Source organism: Acidovorax sp. CCYZU-2555, from assembly GCF_018413525.1.
Classification (GTDB): Bacteria; Pseudomonadota; Gammaproteobacteria; order Burkholderiales; family Burkholderiaceae_C; genus Comamonas.
Genome location: NZ_JAHCDD010000027.1, coordinates 1 through 17,204 on the forward strand (window position 1 = coordinate 1; position 17,204 = coordinate 17,204).

15 protein-coding genes and 1 pseudogene are annotated in these 17,204 nt (G+C 68.0%); 9 read left to right on the forward strand and 7 right to left on the reverse strand.

Features of this window, described 5'->3' with window-relative positions:
* A partial coding sequence (locus KHY18_RS11320) for a helix-turn-helix domain-containing protein (RefSeq protein ID WP_283771317.1) occupies positions 1-257 on the forward strand: 257 nt, incomplete at its 5' end.
* A gap of 4 nt (positions 258-261) precedes the next feature.
* Here KHY18_RS11320 and KHY18_RS11325 read toward each other — a convergent pair.
* Entirely contained in the window at positions 262-672 is a 411-nt protein-coding gene (locus tag KHY18_RS11325; RefSeq protein WP_213299514.1) for an FKBP-type peptidyl-prolyl cis-trans isomerase, read from the reverse strand.
* Between the two features lie 20 nt (positions 673-692).
* On the reverse strand, positions 693-1,838 hold the full coding sequence (locus tag KHY18_RS11330; protein WP_213299517.1) for an aminotransferase class V-fold PLP-dependent enzyme: 1,146 nt from the start codon (positions 1,836-1,838) through the stop codon (positions 693-695).
* A 299-nt stretch (positions 1,839-2,137) separates the two neighbouring features.
* Between KHY18_RS11330 and KHY18_RS11335 the strand changes: the two genes are divergently transcribed.
* The gene (locus KHY18_RS11335) at positions 2,138-3,334 is read left to right on the forward strand and encodes a hypothetical protein (protein ID WP_213299520.1); all 1,197 of its coding nucleotides are present in this window, start codon (positions 2,138-2,140) and stop codon (positions 3,332-3,334) included.
* Here KHY18_RS11335 and KHY18_RS11340 read toward each other — a convergent pair whose 3' ends face one another.
* Both KHY18_RS11340 and KHY18_RS11345 read right to left on the reverse strand, forming a co-directional pair.
* Positions 3,335-6,610 (reverse strand): acetyl-CoA carboxylase family protein, encoded by a 3,276-nt coding sequence (locus tag KHY18_RS11340; protein ID WP_213299523.1) that lies wholly within the window; start codon positions 6,608-6,610, stop codon positions 3,335-3,337.
* 12 nt (positions 6,611-6,622) lie between these two features.
* The gene (locus tag KHY18_RS11345; RefSeq protein WP_213299526.1) at positions 6,623-8,230 is read right to left on the reverse strand and encodes an AMP-binding protein; all 1,608 of its coding nucleotides are present in this window, start codon (positions 8,228-8,230) and stop codon (positions 6,623-6,625) included.
* A 132-nt stretch (positions 8,231-8,362) separates the two neighbouring features.
* Between KHY18_RS11345 and KHY18_RS11350 the strand changes: the two genes are divergently transcribed.
* Genes KHY18_RS11350 through KHY18_RS11360 form a run of 3 tightly spaced genes read left to right on the forward strand, consistent with a single transcriptional unit; the run spans position 8,363 to position 11,350 of the window.
* Entirely contained in the window at positions 8,363-9,067 is a 705-nt protein-coding gene (locus KHY18_RS11350; protein ID WP_213299529.1) for a TetR/AcrR family transcriptional regulator, read from the forward strand.
* A complete protein-coding gene (locus KHY18_RS11355) occupies positions 9,064-10,038 on the forward strand; it encodes a Bug family tripartite tricarboxylate transporter substrate binding protein (protein WP_213299532.1) in 975 nt (324 codons plus the stop codon). The genes KHY18_RS11350 and KHY18_RS11355 overlap by 4 nt, the downstream gene beginning before the upstream one ends.
* Before the next feature lie 49 nt (positions 10,039-10,087).
* Entirely contained in the window at positions 10,088-11,350 is a 1,263-nt protein-coding gene (locus KHY18_RS11360; protein ID WP_249729063.1) for a branched-chain amino acid ABC transporter substrate-binding protein, read from the forward strand.
* 12 nt (positions 11,351-11,362) lie between these two features.
* Here KHY18_RS11360 and KHY18_RS11365 read toward each other — a convergent pair whose 3' ends face one another.
* The gene (locus KHY18_RS11365) at positions 11,363-12,076 is read right to left on the reverse strand and encodes a YggS family pyridoxal phosphate-dependent enzyme (RefSeq protein WP_213299535.1); all 714 of its coding nucleotides are present in this window, start codon (positions 12,074-12,076) and stop codon (positions 11,363-11,365) included.
* A gap of 37 nt (positions 12,077-12,113) precedes the next feature.
* Between KHY18_RS11365 and KHY18_RS11370 the strand changes: the two genes are divergently transcribed.
* The 4 genes from KHY18_RS11370 to KHY18_RS11385 all read left to right on the forward strand — a co-directional run bounded on the left by KHY18_RS11370 (position 12,114) and on the right by KHY18_RS11385 (position 16,104).
* Complete coding sequence (locus KHY18_RS11370) at positions 12,114-13,157, forward strand: type IV pilus twitching motility protein PilT (RefSeq protein WP_213299537.1); 1,044 nt, start codon at positions 12,114-12,116, stop codon at positions 13,155-13,157.
* Between the two features lie 75 nt (positions 13,158-13,232).
* Complete coding sequence (locus tag KHY18_RS11375; protein ID WP_213299667.1) at positions 13,233-13,856, forward strand: Crp/Fnr family transcriptional regulator; 624 nt, start codon at positions 13,233-13,235, stop codon at positions 13,854-13,856.
* Positions 13,857-13,903: 47 nt separating this feature from the next.
* Positions 13,904-15,040: a PilT/PilU family type 4a pilus ATPase gene (locus KHY18_RS11380; RefSeq protein ID WP_213299540.1), complete on the forward strand. Its 1,137-nt coding sequence runs from the start codon at positions 13,904-13,906 to the stop codon at positions 15,038-15,040.
* 161 nt (positions 15,041-15,201) lie between these two features.
* Positions 15,202-16,104: an NAD(P)-dependent oxidoreductase gene (locus tag KHY18_RS11385; protein WP_213299543.1), complete on the forward strand. Its 903-nt coding sequence runs from the start codon at positions 15,202-15,204 to the stop codon at positions 16,102-16,104.
* 9 nt (positions 16,105-16,113) lie between these two features.
* On the opposite strand, the gene KHY18_RS27355 is transcribed toward KHY18_RS11385, so the two are convergent.
* Positions 16,114-16,926: a class I SAM-dependent methyltransferase gene (locus tag KHY18_RS27355; RefSeq protein WP_349630282.1), complete on the reverse strand. Its 813-nt coding sequence runs from the start codon at positions 16,924-16,926 to the stop codon at positions 16,114-16,116.
* A pseudogene (locus tag KHY18_RS27080) lies at positions 16,899-17,132 on the reverse strand (methyltransferase family protein); the annotation flags it as partial. The gene KHY18_RS27355 and the pseudogene KHY18_RS27080, both read right to left, overlap by 28 nt.
* Positions 17,133-17,204 lie beyond the last annotated feature (72 nt).

Consider the following 17,204-nt stretch of genomic DNA (forward strand, 5'->3'; position numbering starts at 1 on the left):
CGGTGACCACGCAAGACCTCTGGCCCCACGGCATCGAGGCCTTGCCGCCCGCGCTGCAGGCCGCGTCCGGCGCGCTGCAGGTAGATGCGAGCGAAGGCTCGGGCTTGCGCGCCGCCGTCGAAGCATTCGAGCGCCGCAGCATAGAGCAGAGCCTGGCGCGCCACCAGGGCAACTGGGCGGCGGCCGCGCGCGCGCTGCAGATGGACAGGGCCAACTTACAGCGCCTGGCGAAACGCCTTGGCTGCACGCTGCCCTGACGGCTTATTTGCCCTTGACCGAGATCAGTTCGACGTCGAAGTTCAAGGTCGCGTTCGGCGGAATCACGCCGCCCGCGCCGCGGCTGCCGTAGGCAATCGATGGGGGGCAAGTCAGCTTGGCCTTGCCGCCGGCCTTCATCTTCTGCAGCGCTTCGGTCCAGCAGGGAATCACGCCGTTGAGCGGAAAGTCGATGGGCTGGCCGCGCGCGATCGAGCTGTCGAACTCCTTGCCCGTGTCGGGAAAGTAGCCGCGGTAGTGCACGCGCACCGTATCGCGCGCCGCGGGGCTCGCGCCCGTGCCTTCGGTGAGGCTTTGATAGACCAGGCCGCTGGCCGTGGTGACGGGCTCGGCGGCCTGGGCGGCCGTGGCGAAAAGTGCCGCCGCGATCAGCGCGGCGGGAATCAGTCGGTTCATCAGAATTCCTTGAAAACGTATCAGACGGCAGGAATGCCGAGCTTGTCGAGCGCGCTGCTCAAGTGGCCCACCGTACGGTCGACATGGTGCCACTTTTCGAGGCCGAACAGACCGATGCGGAAAGTCTTGAAGTCCGGGCCTTCATCGCACATCAGCGGCACGCCCGAGGCGGTCTGCAGACCGACTTCAAGGAACTTCTTGCCGCTCTGTATGCCCGGGTCGGTGGTGTAGCTGACGACCACGCCCGGCGCCTGGAAACCTGGGGCCGCAACGCTGGGAAAACCGCGCGACTGCAGCAGTTCGCGTACCTTGGCGCCCAGCGCGATCTGTTCCTGCTTGACGGCCTCGAAGCCATAGGCACGGGTCTCGAGCATCACGTCGCGCAGGCGCAGCAGCGCGTCGGTGGGCAGCGTCGCGTGGTACGCATGCTGGCCTTTTTCGTAGCCTTCGGCGATCTGCATCCATTTCTTCAGATCGCAGGCAAAGCTCGAACTCTGGGTGTTCTCGATGGCTTCGCGCGCGCCTTCGCTGAGCATCACCATGGCGCAGCAAGGCGAGCTGCTCCAGCCTTTTTGCGGCGCCGAAATCAGCACGTCGACGCCGGTCTTGCGCATGTCGACCCACATCGCGCCCGAGGCCACGCAGTCGAGCACGAACAGCGCGCCTACCGCATGCGCGGCATCGGCAATGGTGCGCAGATAGTCGTCGGGCAGCAGGATGCCGCTGGCCGTCTCTACATGCGGCGCGAACACCACCTTGGGCTTTTCATGCAGGATGGCTTCGGCCACCACCTCGGCCGCGCACGGCGCCCAGGGATCCTGCGCGCCTTCGCCCTGCTTGCGCGCCTTGCAGACCACGGCGCCGCCGCCCAGGCCGAAGCCGCCGGCCTCGAAAATCTGCGTCCAGCGGTAGCTGAACCAGCCGTTGCGCACGATCAGCACCTTCTCGCCATTGGCGAACTGGCGCGCCACGGCTTCCATGCCGAAGGTGCCGCTGCCCGGCACCAGCACCGCGGTGTGGGCCGAATAGACCTCCTTGAGCGTGCCGAGAATGTCCTGCATCACGCCGACGAAACGCTGGGACATGTGGTTGAGCGCACGGTCGGTGTAGACGACCGAAAATTCGAGCAGACCGTCGGGATCGATCTCGGGCAGAAGTCCTGGCATGAAAGTTTCCTGAAGTAGTTCCGTGGGCCTTGCCGTCTCCCTGCGCGCAGGGCGGCCATGCAGGCGCAAGGCGGCAAAAAGTGGAATCACAGCTTAGCATGGGCCCTTGCGCGCGCCAGCCTCCGGGGGCGCCGGCCAGCCAGCTTGCAGATGCGGCGCTGTCGTACAGACTGCGTGCGCCACTCTGCCCACAATGCCAGTCAGCCCTGCGCAAACTCTTGCGTCACTGCGCGCTTTGTGATCATCGTCCATCGCCTTGCGGCCCCGCGGCCCACGGCGACTGGACCATCGGATAGACCATGTCGAACACCCTCCCCCTGCAGACCTCGGCCCGTGCGCCGCGGACCTTCATCACACGCCATGGCCTGGGCTGGACGCTGGCCGCCGCGGCGCTGCTGAGCGGCTGCCAGCAGCTGCCGCAGCCGCCCATCTACACCACGCCCGCGCTCACGGCCCAGCCGCAGCGCATCGAGGCCGGCCAGAGCGTGCGGCTGTCGTGGGACGCGCCGCTGGGCACCAGCCTGCGCATGAGCGGCCTCACGGCCACGCCGCCCGGCGCCGTGCTGGTACGCCCGGCCCAGACCACCACCTATACGCTGGGCGGCCCCGCGCCCAGCGGCGCACCGATCAGCGCCAGCATCACCGTCGAAGTGCAGCCCGCCGACGCCCCGCTGGCCCAGTTGCGCATAGGCGACCAGCCCACGGGCGCCCGCATTGCCGCGGGCTTTCTCGGCCTGGTGCAAAGCCAGGCCGCAGGCCCGATCAACGCGCGCGACGGCCAGCTGCTGCGCAACCTGCAGAACTACGGCGGCGGACCGCTGTCCATACGCCTGGCCGACGGCCAGGCCGCGCAGGCGCGCAAGCTGTTCGCCGGCCTGCCGCCGGGCACCGTGACGCTGGAGACCGCGCGCAACGCGAGCGACTGCCCCGCCGTGCAAGCCGGGGCACAAGCGCCCCAGCCCGGCCTGCGCTGCACGCTGGCCCAAGGAACAGACACCGCGCTCGACACCGCCCGCTCGCTGCTGGACTACGCCCAGTGGGGCGCGGCCGGCGTGCACCTGCAAGGCGGCCTCTGGAATGCCGCGGCCACGCCGCAGACCGTTGCGCCGCGCTACTACGGCATGCTGTTCTTCGCGCATTTCGCGGGCGCGCAAGGCCAGTGGCTGCCGCTGCAGCTGGAGAGCAGCGCGCAGATCAAGGCCTGGGCGGTGCGCGACGCGCGCAGCCAGACCGTGCGCGTCGCGGTCATCAACCAGGAGGCCAGCACTTCGGGCACGGTCGCCGTACAGCTGCCTGAAGGCCTGCGCCAGGCCGTGGTCACGCGCCTGGGCAGCTCCGAGCCGCTGCGCCTCGCGGGCCAGACCTTCGACGGCAGCCGCGACGGCCGGCCCATAGGCACGGCCTACGGCGAAATCCTCGAAGCCGACGCCGACGGCATGCTGCTGCTGGCCATGGGCACCCACAGCGCGGCGCTGCTCACGCTCACGCCGCAGTAATCACCAGGTATCAACAAAGCGCCCGCGCGCAGGGGTGATGCGCGCGCCGGCCAGCCCGCGCACCAGCCAGGCGCGCGTGTCGGCGGGGTCGATGACGGCGTCGATTTCGAGCGTGCTCGCCATGTGCATGGCTTCGCCGTGCGCGTACTGCTGCGCCAGCAGCTGCGCGAACAATGCGTCGCGCTCGGGGCCTTCGGCCAGCGCTTCGAGTTCCTTGCGGTAACCCAGCCGCACCGCGCCTTCGAGGCCCATCGCGCCGAACTCGCCCGTGGGCCAGGCGACGTTGAACAGCGGCGCGTGAAAGCTGCCGGCCGTCATGCCCATCGCGCCCAGGCCATAGCCCTTGCGCAGCACCACGCTGAAGAACGGCACGTTCAGATTCGCCGCGGCGACGAACAGCCGGCTCACATGGCGCACCTGCGCGGTCTGCTCCACTTCGGGCCCGACCATGAAACCCGGCGTATCGACCAGGCTCACGAGCGCGATGCCGTGCGCATTGCACAGCTGCATGAAGCGCGCGGCCTTGTCGGCGGCGTCGGCGTCTATCGCGCCGCCCAGATGCAGTGGGTTGTTGGCCAGCAGCCCCACGGGCCGGCCCTCGATGCGCGCCAGCGCGGTATGGATGCCCACGCCAAAGCCGGTGCGCAGCAGCAGCAGACTGCCTTCATCGACCAGGCCGCGCAGCGCGGCGCGCGTGTCGTAGACGCGCAGCCGGTTTTCGGGCACCACCTGGCGCAGCGCGCGGCTGTCGGGCGCTTCCCATTGCGCGAGCCGGCCCTGGAAGAACGACAGGTAATGGCGCGCGGCCGCGACGGCTTCGGCTTCATCGTCGACCAGGATGTCGATCACGCCGTTCGCGTGCTGCACGCTGCTGGGCCCGATCTGCTCGGGGCGGAACACGCCCAGGCCGCCGCCTTCGATCATCGCCGGCCCGCCCATGCCGATATTGCTGGCGCGCGTGGCGATGATCACGTCGCTGCAGCCCAGCAGCGCGGCATTGCCCGCGAAGCAGCGCCCGGCCGTGATGCCCACCACCGGCACCTGGCCCGACAGCGCCGCATAGGCGGCAAAAGTGTGCACATGCAGGCCCGCGACCACGGGCATGTCGGTGTCGCCGGGGCGCCCGCCGCCGCCTTCGGCGAACAACACCACGGGCAGCTTCTGCGCCAGCGCCACGCCCAGCATGCGGTCGGTCTTCGCATGGTTGCGCGCGCCCTGGGTGCCGGCCAGCACCGTCGCGTCATAGGCCATGACCACGGCGCGCGACTGCTCGGCGCCGAACAGCGCGCGATTGATGCTGCCCACGCCCGTGACCATGCCGTCGGCCGGCGTGTTCGCCACCAGATCGGCGACGCTGCGCCGGCGCGTCTGCGCGGCGATCGCCAGCGCGCCATATTCGAGAAAGCTGCCCTCGTCGCAGAGGTCGGCAATGTTCTCGCGCGCCGAGCGCCCGCCCTGCGCGTGGCGCTTGTCCATGGCCAACGGCCGGGCCGCGTCCAGCGTCAGCGCCTGGCGCTCGCGCAGGCGCTGCAGGTCGGGGCGTATGGCATCGGGATCTATCATTGCGCCGACCACGGCCTGCAGTTCAGCGGCCGCCGAAAGCGGCTCCAGCACCAGCACGCATTCGCCATCGGCCAGGTAGTCGCCCACGCCCACCGGCAAGGCCGTCACGCGGCCCGCATGCGGCGCCTGCAGAACATGTTCCATCTTCATCGCTTCAAGCACCGCGAGTTCGGCGCCCGCGGCCACTTCGTCGCCCACGGCCACGCTGAACTGCACCAGCCGCGAAGGCATGGGCGCGCAGACCGAACCACTGACCAGCGGCGCGCGCGCCGCTGCGGCCGGCACGCTGTGCACCGCCTGCTCCACGCGCCGCGCCGAAGCGCATGCCTGGGCCTGGGCCAGCAGCTCGGGCAGCACTTCTTCGAGCCAGCGCGTATGCACCGCCTGGCTCGCCATTTCGGGCCGGTGCGCGAGCGCGGCCAGCAGATCGAGATTGCTGGCCACGCCTTCGATATGGCATTCGGCGAGCGCGCGCTGCGAGCGCCGCAGCACATCGGCCCAGGTGCCGTTGCGGTGGCTGACGATCAGCTTGGCCAGCAGCGTGTCGTAATGCGGCGACGGCGCAACGCCGGCCACGCCGTGGGTGTCGACGCGCACGCCCGGGCCCGCGGGCAGCTCGAAGCGCGTGAGCCGGCCATGGCCGGGCCGGGCTTCGCCCGACGCCGTGAGCGTTTCGGCATTGATGCGCCACTGCACCGCATACCCCTGGCTGGCTGGCGCCGCCGCGGGGTCCAGCCCCAGCGCCGCCAGGCTTTGGCCCGCGGCCAGCAGGATCTGCGTCTGCACCAGGTCCAGGCCCGTCACTTCCTCGGTCACCGTGTGCTCCACCTGCAGCCGCGGATTGGTTTCGATGAAAACGAAAGGCAGATCGACGGATGCCATGTCGACCAGGAACTCGAACGTTCCCAGTCCCTGGTACGCGACTTCGCCTGCCATGCGCAGCGCCGCCTGCGTGAGCCGGGCGCGCAGCGCGGGCGTGAGCGAGGGGCTGGGCGCGATCTCGACCAGCTTCTGGAAGCGCCGCTGCAGCGTGCATTCGCGCTCGCCCAGCGACATCACCTGCCGTCCGTCGCCCAGCAACTGCAGCTCGATATGGCGCGCGTTGTGCATCAGCCGCTCGACATACACGCCGTCGACGCCGAACGCCGCCAGCGCTTCGCTGCGGCAGCGCGCATAGGCCGCGGGCAGCTCCTGCGCACTGCGCACGGCGCGCATGCCGCGCCCGCCGCCGCCGCCCAGCGCCTTGATCATCACGCCGGCACCGCCCTGGGCCGCGAAGAACGCCTGGGCCTCCTGCAGCGTCACCGCGCCCTGGCTGCCGGGCATCAACGGCACGCCGCAGCGCTGGGCCAGCGCGCGCGCCTGGGCCTTGTCGCCGAACAGCGCGAGCTGCGCGGGCGTGGGACCGATGAAGCGCAGGCCGGCATCGGCGCAGGCCTGGGCAAAATCGGCGCGCTCGCTCAAAAAGCCGTAGCCGGGATGCACGGCGTCGCAGCTCAGTTCGCGCGCAATCGCCAGCAGCCGCCCACCATCGAGATAGGCGGCCGGGCCCGTGGCCTGCAGGGCCTGGGCCTGGTCAGCGGCGCGCACATGCGGCGCGTCGGCGTCGTCGTCGGCATGCACGGCGACGCTGGCAATGCCCAGGTCGCGCAGCGCACGCACGATGCGCAGCGCAATTTCACCGCGGTTGGCGATCAGTACTTTGTGGAACATGGCAGCATCCGTTCAGGCAAGGTCCTTGAGCAGGCGGCGCAATACCTTGCCCGCGCCCGTGGCGGGCAGCGCGTCGATGATGCGCACTTCGCGCGGCGCCTTGTAGGGCGCCATGTTGTCGCGCGCCCATTGCACCAGCGCGGCGGCATCGAGCGCCTGGCCCGGCTTGGCGACGATGAAAGCGCGCACCACTTCGCCTTTCTCGGCATCGGGCACGCCGATCACCGCCGCCTGGGCGATCGCCGGGTGGCGAATCAGAATGGTCTCGACTTCCTCGGGGAACACGCTGTAGCCCGAGACCTTGATCATTTCCTTGAAGCGCCCCATGAACGTCAGGTAGCCGTCGGCGTCCATGCAGCCCATGTCGCCGGTATGCACCCAGCCGTCGCGCAAGGTCTGCGCCGTGGCCTCGGGCTTGTTCCAGTATCCGAGGAAATTGCCCGGGCCGCGGATGGTGATCTCGCCGACGTCTCCGGCCGGCAAGGCCTCGCCCGTGAGGCTGTCGATGATGCGAATCTCGTTGCCGGGCACGGGCTTGCCATGCGTGCCCCAGCGGATCGCGTGCGCGGGCATGGTGCTGTCGATGGTGTGCGTCTCGCTCAGGCCATAGGCGGCTTCGCAGGCGATGCAGTCGGGCGCGAGCGTGCGCCACTGCGCGGCCAGCGCCTCGGTGAACGTGATGCCGAAACTCGTGACCGCATTGCGCCGCAGCGATGACAGATCCATGTCGCGCACGCCGGGCAGCTGCATCAGCGCCACATTCATCGGCGCGATGCTGTACCACCAGCTCACGCGGTAGCGCTCTATCGCCTGGGCCGTGGCCAGCGCATCGAAACGGAACAGCAATACCGTGGTCGCGCGCGTGAGCACCGGCAGGTTCACGCCCATCAGCATGCCGGCAATGTGGTACAGCGGCGCGATCGCCAGCAGCACGTCCTCGCCGCCCACGCCATTGGTCTGGGCCGAGGCCCGGGTCTTGAACCAGGCGTTGCGATAGCTGAGCATCGCGCCCTTGGGCAGGCCCGTGGTGCCCGAGGTATAGGTCATCAGCGCCACGTCGTCCATGGCGATGTCCACGGGCGCGGCCTGCGCACCGGAACGCGCCACCTGCAGGAAATCTTCGCAGCCTTCGGGCACGACGCGCGGTGCAGACTGCAGCTGCGCGAGTTCGGCCGGCAGCGCCAGCGTCGCCGCTTCGGGCAGCAGGTCGGCGTAATGCACGACGAACACATGGGCCAGCGCCGTCGTCGCGCGCACCTTGTCGACCACGGGCAGCAGCGTGGCCGCGCTGACGATCACGCGCGCCTGCAGGTCGCCCAGCTGGTAGGCCAGCTCATGCTCCTTGTTGAGCGGCCCGCAGGGGCACACGATGGCGCCGATTTTCTGGATGCCGTAGTGCGCCATCACGTACTGCGGGCAGTTGTTCATGAACAGCGCCACGGGCTCGCCCTTGGCCACACCCAGCGCCTGCAGCCGCGCCGCGAAGGCCTCGCTGCCGGCGTCGATCTCGGCCCAGGTCAGCGCCTGTCCGTACCATTGGTAGGCCGTGGCATCGGGGTGGTGGCGCGCGTTGGCGCGCAGGTATTCATGCAGCGGCTGCTGCTCAGTGGAATCAGCCATGGCGTTGTCTCCTTGGTGTCTGGATTCACCGGTTCTCAGTACCGCATCAGGGTTTGCCATAGGACGCGATACCGGCAGGTGTCTTTTCAATATATACCGCTGGGTATGACAAAGCCAATCCAGCTTTCACCCATGCGACACCCCATCACTGCCCCGCCTTCTCCCGCCGCGCCGCACGCCGCGCTGGAGCGCGATCCGCTGCTGCCCGCGGGCGGGCGCCAGCGCCGCCCCACGGCCGAATCCGATGGCAAGCGCGAGCGCATTCTCCAGGCCGCGCAGACGCTTTTCCATGCCCAGGGCTATGCCAGCACCACCATGGCGCAGATCGTGGGCGCGCTGGGCGTGACCAAGCCTTTCGTCTACTACTACTTTCAAAACAAGCAGGAAATCTTCGAGGCGCTGTCGTGGCGCCCCACGGTCGCCTGCTTCACGGTGCTCGACTTTCCCGCAAGCGACCAGCGCCCGGCGCACGAGAAAGTGCAAGACGGCCTGCGCCAGCTGATTCGCGCGACCATCGCCCATTACCCCGCGGCCTTCTTCCCCTATCGCGAACCGCAGTGCTACCGGCCCGAGTACCTCGCACAGTCGCGCCGGCTGGCCAATCATTTCTATCAGCAGCTGTGCATGCTGCTCGAGCAAGGCCGCGCCAGCGGCCATTTCGACTTCCGCGAAACGCGAATAACAGCCCAGGCCGCGTGCAGCCTGCCCGGATTTCTCTACCATTGGTACCGTCCCGACGGCCGTCTCGACGCCCAGGCCATGGAGCAGGAACTGCTGCTGCTGGCCCTGCGCGTCATCGGTCTGCGCGCCGGCCCACCCTCCGAGGAGAATCCATGAAGAAGCGAATGGCGCTTGCGCTGATGATCTGTACCGCTCTGCTGTCGGCGCTGCCCGCGGCGCGGGCCGCGGACTTTCCCGCGAAACCGCTGCGCTGGGTCGTGCCCTACCCGGCCGGCGGCGGCTCCGACTTCATGGCGCGCGTCGTCGCCCAGCCTTTGGGCCAGGAACTGCAGCAGTCGGTGGTGATAGAGAACAAGCCCGGCAGCAACGGTGCCGTCGCGGTCGCCGATCTGCTGCGCGCCGCGCCCGACGGCCACACGCTGCTCAACGTCGACAGCGGCACGCTGGTGTTCAACGCCGCGCTCTACAAGAACCTGAGCTATTCGCCGACGCGTGACCTGCGGCTGGTCACGCTGCTGGCACGCACGCCCATGATCCTGCTGGTCGGCCCGGGCAGTCAAGCGCGCAACATGCCCGCCTTTCTCGCCGAGGCGCGCCGTGGCCCGGGCCGGCTCAGCTATGGCTCGGCCGGCGCGGGCAGTCCGCAGCACCTGGCAATGGAGCTGCTCAAGAAGCAGGCCGGATTGCTGATGACGCATGTTCCCTACCGCGGCTCCGCGCCCGCGCTCAGCGATCTGATTGCCGGGCAGATTCCGAGCATGATGAGCGACTACGCGGCCGCCAGCGGTTTCATCAAGTCGGGCAAGCTGCGCGCGCTGGCCGTGGCCGACACCCGGCGCCACCCGCTGCTGCCCGACGTTCCCACGTTCGAAGAGCTGGGCCTGGCAGGAATGCAGGCCACGGCCCTGCTCGGCGTCGCCGTGCGCGCCACCACCCCCATCGATACCGTGACGACGCTGCAGCAGGCGATCGCCGCCGCGCTGCAGCGCCCCGAAGTGCGCGTCCGTTATACCGATCTGGGCCTGGAGCCCGTGGCGGGCACACCCCAGGCCTTCGAAGAACTGGTGCGCATGGAAACCGCGCGCTGGCACCCGCTGATCCGCAGCCAGGGCATGGCGCTCGAATAGCGCGCCCGCCCCCAGGCATACGCTTTCACCCTCCCGGAGACCTGCTTCCATGCCCCCCATGCCCCTGCATTCGCTGCGCCCCCTGGCCGCTGCCGCCCTGCTTTGCGCCTCCAGCGCACAGGCCCAGGAAACGTTCAAGATCGCCTACATCGATCCACTGTCCGGGCCTTTCGTCAACGTCGGCGAACTGATGCTCAACCATGTCCAGTTCGCCGTCGATGAAATCAACGCCCAGGGCGGGCTGCCGGGCAAGGTGCAGTTGCAGCTGCTGCAGTTCGACAGCAAGCTTTCGGCGCAGGAAAGCCAGAGCGCGCTGCAGGCGGCCATAGACCAGGGCGCGCGCGCCATCATCACGGGCGGCTCGGGCTCGTCGGTGGTCACGGCCCTGGTGCAGTCGGCCGCGCGCCACAACCAGCGCAATCCGGGCAAGGAAGTGATGGTGCTCAATCATTCGTCGATAGACCCCGAGCTCACGGGCAAGGCCTGCAACTTCTGGCATTTCATGTTCGACGCCAACACAGCCATGCGCATGAAGGCCATCAGCGACTACATCAAGACCCAGCCGGACATCAAGAAGGTCTACCTGCTCAACCAGGACTACGCCCACGGCAAGCAATGGGCCGCCTATGGCCGCAGCATGGTCGGCGCGGCCCGCCCCGACATCGCGTTCGTCGGCGAGACGCTGCACCCCATAGGCCGGGTCAAGGACTTCGCGCCCTATGTCGCCAAGATCAAGGCCTCGGGCGCCGACACCATCATCACCGGCAACTGGGGCCAGGACATGGCCTTGCTGCTCAAGTCCGCGGGCGATGCCGGCCTCGACTACCGCTATTTCAACCACAGCGCGGGCGGCGTTCCCGGCACCGTGCTGGCCGTGTCCCAGGCCGGCAAGGGCCAGCTGACCTGGGTCGCCGAATGGCACCCGGGCCAGGCCGACCGCCCGGCCGCAGACGCCCAGGCCAAGGCCTACAAGGCAAAGACCGGCAAGGACTTTCTCGCGCCGCGCATCGACATGACCGTGCGCTTCCTGGCCGCGGCGATGCAGAAATCGCAATCGACCGATCCACTCAAGCTCGCGCTGGCGATGGAAGACATGGCCCTCGACACCACGGTGGGCAAGGTGCGCATGCGCGGCCAGGACCATCAGCTGCTGCTGGCGCAGGTGGTCAACACCATTGCACCGGTCGACGGCAAGCGCGTGACCCAGGGCTGGGAAGGCACGCAATGGGGCTTTCACACCGATGCCGTGATTCCCGCCGAGCAGCTGACGCTGCCCAGCGCCTGCCAGATGCAGCGGCCCACGCGACGCTAGGCCAGTTCGGCGCTAGCGCTTGCCGAAAATGCCGCGGCCCACGCGCACCAGCGTGCTGCCCGCGTGCACCGCGGCCTCGAGGTCGGCGGTCATGCCCAGCGACAGCGTGTCGAACGCCGCCAGGCCCGGCGCGCCGCTCGCGGCGATGCTGTCGAACAGCAGACGCATACGGCGGTGCACCGCGTACTGCGCGGCGAAATCGGCGCCTTCCTCGGGAATCGCCATCAGTCCGCGCAATTGGAGATTCGGCAGCAGCGCGACTTCCTGGGCCAGCGCCAGCGCTTCCTCGGGCGCAACGCCCGACTTGGCCGCGCCGCCATCGGGGTTGACCTGCAGACAGATCTGCAGCGGCGCCATGCCTTCGGGCCGCTGGTCGGACAGCCGCTGCGCGATCTTGAGCCGGTCCACGCTCTGCGCCCAGTCGAAATGCTCGGCGACCAGACGCGTCTTGTTGCTCTGGATGGGCCCAATGCAGTGCCAGCGCAGCGGTGCATGGCCTGGCGGCCAGGCCATTTCGCGCAGGATGGCGATCTTTTCGACCGCTTCCTGGATGTAGTTCTCGCCGAAATCGCGCTGGCCGGCCAGCGCGGCTTCACGCACTGCGTCGGGGCCGAAGGTCTTGGAGACGGCGAGCAGCGCAACGCTGCCCGGCGCGCGTTCGGCGTCCACGCAAGCCTGGTCAAGGCGCGCGTGGATCTGGTGGAGGTTGTTACCAATCATTGTCATAATCACCGACAAGCGTACCAAACGACAAAGGGCCTCCGTGGACATCACCCAATTGCTTGCGTTCAGCGTCAAGAACAAGGCATCCGACCTGCACCTTTCCGCGGGCCTGCCGCCGATGATTCGCGTGCACGGCGACGTGCGGCGCATCAACGTCGACGCACTGGATCACAAGACCGTGCACGCGATGATCTACGACATCATGAGCGACGCCCAGCGCAAGGTCTACGACGAGATGCTCGAAATCGACTTCTCGTTCGAAATCGAAGGCCTGGCGCGTTTTCGTGTCAATGCCTTCAACCAGCAGCGCGGCGCGGCCGCGGTGTTCCGTACCATTCCGAGCAAGATCCTGACGCTGGAGCAGCTCAACGCGCCCAAGATCTTCGCCGAGCTCGCGCTCAAGCCGCGCGGCCTGGTGCTGGTCACCGGCCCCACGGGCTCGGGCAAGTCGACCACGCTCGCGGCCATGGTCAACTACCTCAACGAGACCGAGTACGGCCATATCCTGACCGTCGAGGACCCGATCGAGTTCGTACACGACTCGAAGAAATGCCTGATCAACCAGCGTGAAGTCGGGCCGATGACGCATTCGTTCGCGGCCGCGCTGCGCTCGGCGCTGCGCGAGGATCCCGACGCCATCCTGGTCGGCGAAATGCGCGACCTCGAAACCATTCGCCTGGCGATGACGGCCGCCGAAACCGGCCATCTGGTGTTCGGCACGCTGCACACCTCGAGCGCCGCCAAGACCATAGACCGTATCATCGACGTCTTCCCCGCCGAGGAAAAGGAAATGGTGCGCGCCATGCTGTCGGAGTCGCTGCAGGCCGTCATTTCGCAGACGCTATGCAAGACCAAGGACGGCTCGGGCCGCGTCGCCGCGCACGAAATCATGCTGGGCACCAGCGCCATTCGCAACCTGATACGCGAAGCCAAGGTCGCGCAGATGTATTCGACGATACAGACCAGCCAGAACGTCGGCATGCAGACGCTGGACCAGAACCTCACCGACCTGGTGCGCCGCAACATCATCACCGCGGCCGAAGCGCGCGGCAAGGCCAAGATTCCGGACAACTTCCCCGGTTGAGCCCGCTGCCATGACTTCACTCCCGCGCCCGCAACGCGCCTGCCGCCCACGCGACAGCGCGGGGAGACCGTGGTGATGCGCATTTTTCAGCGCCTGCGCCAGCCACAGGAAAACGAGCTCTCGCGCCAGGACGCCGAGTCGGCGTTCTTCACCACCGCCTGGCACCAGGGCGACCTGGCGGCACTTGTGCCCTGGGAGGCCCGCGCAGTCGAAGTCGGCGCGCGGGCGCTGGCGCCGCGCGATGCGCTGCGCACCTTGCAGGCGCTGTGGGCGCATGACCGCCATCTGTCGACGCTCACGGCCGACGCGCTGGCGCGCATGGAGCGCTATCTGCATTTCGCGGCCGTCAAGGCCAGGCGTGACATCATCCTGCAAGACGAGTACGGTAACTTCATGGTCGTGGTGCTCAGCGGCGAGCTGGCCGTCAATCGCCGCCAGCCCTGGGGCGAAACCATGCGCCTGGCGCAGACCGGGCCGGGCGATCTGCTGGGCGAAATGTCGCTGCTCGACAGCGGTCAGCGCTTTTCCAGCTGCACCACGCTGGTCGACAGCGAACTCGCGGTGCTCAGCGCCGAAGCCCTGGACGACATGCTGGTGCACGACCCCGCGCTGGCCGCCCAGTTGGTCGCCATCCTGGCGCGCAAGCTTTCGGTGCGCCTGCGCGCCGTCAGCAGCCGCCTGGGCCAGCAGGCCCCCTAGCCAAACACCCCCTGGCGCAGGCCCTGCCCCAGTCAACGGAGAATTCCATGGAACGAGACCAGGCGAGTAAATTCATCAACGATCTGCTGCAGCTCATGGTCAGCCGCAACGGCAGCGACCTGTTCATCACCGCGGAGTTTCCGCCGGCCATCAAGGTCGACGGCAAGATCACCAAGGTTTCACCCCAGCCGCTGACGCCGCTGCACACGCTGACGCTCGCGCGCTCGATCATGAGCGACAAGCAGATCGCCGATTTCGAGCGCACCAAGGAAAGCAACTTCGCGATCTCGCCCGCGGGCATAGGCCGGTTTCGCGTCAACACCTTTGTCCAGCAGGGCCGCATCGGCATGGTCATGCGTACCATCCCGATGACGGTGCCGACCATCGACAAGCTCGGCGTGCCGCAAGTGCTCAAGGAAGTCGCGATGTGCAAGCGCGGCCTGTGCATCCTGGTCGGCGCCACGGGCTCGGGCAAGTCGACCACGCTCGCGGCCATGGTCGATTGGCGCAACGAAAACTCGTTCGGCCACATCATCACCGTCGAGGACCCGATCGAATTCGTGCACCCGCACAAGAACTGCGTGGTCACCCAGCGCGAAGTCGGGCTCGATACCGACAGCTGGGAAGCGGCGCTGAAGAACACGCTGCGCCAGGCGCCCGATGTCATTTTGATGGGCGAAATCCGCGACCGCGAAACCATGGAGCACGCGATCGCGTTCTCCGAAACCGGCCATCTTTGCCTGGCCACGCTGCATGCCAACAGCGCCAACCAGGCGCTGGACCGCATCGTCAACTTCTTCCCCGAAGAGCGCCGCCAGCAACTGCTGATGGACTTGTCGCTGAACCTGCGCGCCATGGTCTCGCAGCGGCTGATCGCCAAGCAGGACAGCAAGGGCCGGGTCGCGGCCATGGAAGTCATGCTCAACACGCCGCTGATTTCCGATCTGATCTTCAAGGGCGAAGTCGCCGAGATCAAGGAAATCATGAAGAAGGGCCGCGACCTGGGCATGCAGACATTCGACCAGGCGCTGTACGATCTGTTCGAAGCACAGCAGATCACCTACGAAGACGCGCTGCGCAATGCCGACTCGGTCAACGACCTGCGCCTCAACATCAAGCTCAACAGCCAGCGCGCGCGCAACCTCGATCTGTCTTCCGGCACCGAGCATTTCGCTATCGTTTAAGGCACCCCCTGAGCGGCTGGCGCCGCTTCCCCCTCTCATCCTTCGGTGGAGGGGGACGGCACCATCGCTGCGGGGCGGCCCTTGCTCGGTGCCCCTGACCTGGCACTATGGATACGCTTTGCCTACGTTCGGACCTTTTCCCATCTGAAATTTGATAACTTATGTCTAATCTCTCGAATACCACTCTTTCACGCTCCGTGGCCTTCCTGGGCCTGGGTGTGATGGGCTATCCCATGGCCGGTCACCTCGCACGCGCCGGCCACCGCGTCACGGTCTACAACCGCAGCCCGGCCAAGGCCGCGCAGTGGTGCGCCGAGTACGCGGACACCGCGGCGCCGCGCCAGGCCGCGACGCCGCGCGAAGCCGCCGACGGCGCTGACATCGTGTTCTGCTGCGTCGGCAATGACGACGACCTGCGCTCGGTCGTGCTCGGCGCGCAAGGCGCGCTCGCGGGCATGAAGCCCGGCGCCATCTTCGTCGACCACACCACGGCCTCGGCCGAAGTCGCGCGCGAACTCAATGCCGCAGCCCAGGCGCTGGGCCTGCAATTCATCGACGCACCGGTCTCGGGCGGCCAGGCCGGCGCCCAGAACGGCCAGCTCACGGTGATGTGCGGCGGCGACGCCGCGGCCTTCGCCACCGTCCAGCCCGTGGCCATGGCGTTCTCGCGCGCCTGCACGCTGCTGGGCGAAAGCGGCTCGGGCCAGCTCGCGAAGATGGTCAACCAGATCTGCCTCGCGGGCCTGATCCAGGGCCTGTCCGAAGCCATCGCTTTCGGCGGCAAGGCCGGCCTCGACATGACCCAGGTGCTTGAAGTGATCGGCAAGGGCGCGGCGCAAAGCTGGCAGATGGACTCGCGCGGCAAGACCATGATTGCCGACCAGTTCGACTTCGGCTTCGCCGTCGACTGGATGCGCAAGGACCTGGGCCTGGTGCTCGACGAAGCCAAGCGCAACGGTGCCCGCCTGCCGGTCACGGCCCTGGTCGACCAGTTCTATGCCGACGTGCAACAGATGGGCGGCAACCGCTGGGATACGTCCAGCCTCATCAAGCGCTTGAAGTAAGCGGCGCGCTCAGGCCCGTCGCCCCGCATGCACCCAGACGGGGGCCATCGGGAAATCGACGCGGCCCAGCGACTGGATATCGACAAAGCCGGCTTCGGCCATCATCCGGGCGATGCCGCCAGGGCGCGGCAGATGGTTGCCGCGCACCGCCAGCGTGCCGTAGAACGGCAACACCCTGGCCGCCACCGCCGGGTCATCGACCTGCTCGGCATGGGCCAGCAGCAGCAAGCCGCCCGGATTGAGCGCGGCGCAGGCCTTGTGCACCAGCGCCTGCGGGTCGCGCATGAAATGCAGCACCGCCGAGCACCAGATCAGGTCGTAGCCGCCGCCGATCGAATCGGTGTTGAGGTCGCAGCCCAAGGCCTGCAGCCGGCCTGGCAGCCCGGCCGCGAGAATGTTCTCCTGCGCCACCTCGGCGGTCTCGGGCTGGTCGCAGAGCACGCCTTGCCAGCCCGGCAAGCGCTGCGCCAGCGCAATGCCCACATGGCCGGGCCCGCCGCCCAGGTCGAGCAGGCGCCCGGTCGGGGGCAGCGCCAGCGTCTCTCCGTGACCACGCGCTGCTCCTGCCCGATCTGCACGCGCGCCGCCTGCGCCCAGCTGCCCTGGGGCGCGGCCGCGCCCTGCGGGTCGAAGCCCTGGCGCAGCAGCGTCTCCCACTGGCCCGCAAAGCGCTCGAGAAACTGCGCGCGGTACAGCCACGCCTGCGCGCAGTTCTGCGCGGAGCCTGCGACAAAATACCGCAGAGCCAGCGGCGAAGCGGCGTAGCGCGGCGTGGCGGGAGCGTCGAACGCGCTCTGGCGCGACAACAGCTCCATGCTCCACAGCAGATCCAGCCAGACGCTGGTCGCCGTCGGATCCAGCTGCAGTTGCGCGGCCACGGCCGCGGCGCTGGTCGGCTGCTGCAGCCGCTCGAACAGGCCCAGCGTCAAGGCCTGCTCCAATGCCCGGCTCTGCATCGGTGCCGCAGCCAGGGCCCAGAACGGCTGCAGTTCATGTGCGGCGTGGAAGTTCATTGCAGCCCCCTCCATGCAGGTTCTTTCAGGCCGGCGCAACACAGCGCCTCGGTTTCGTATTTCATGCAATGACTCCAGGAAGACAGG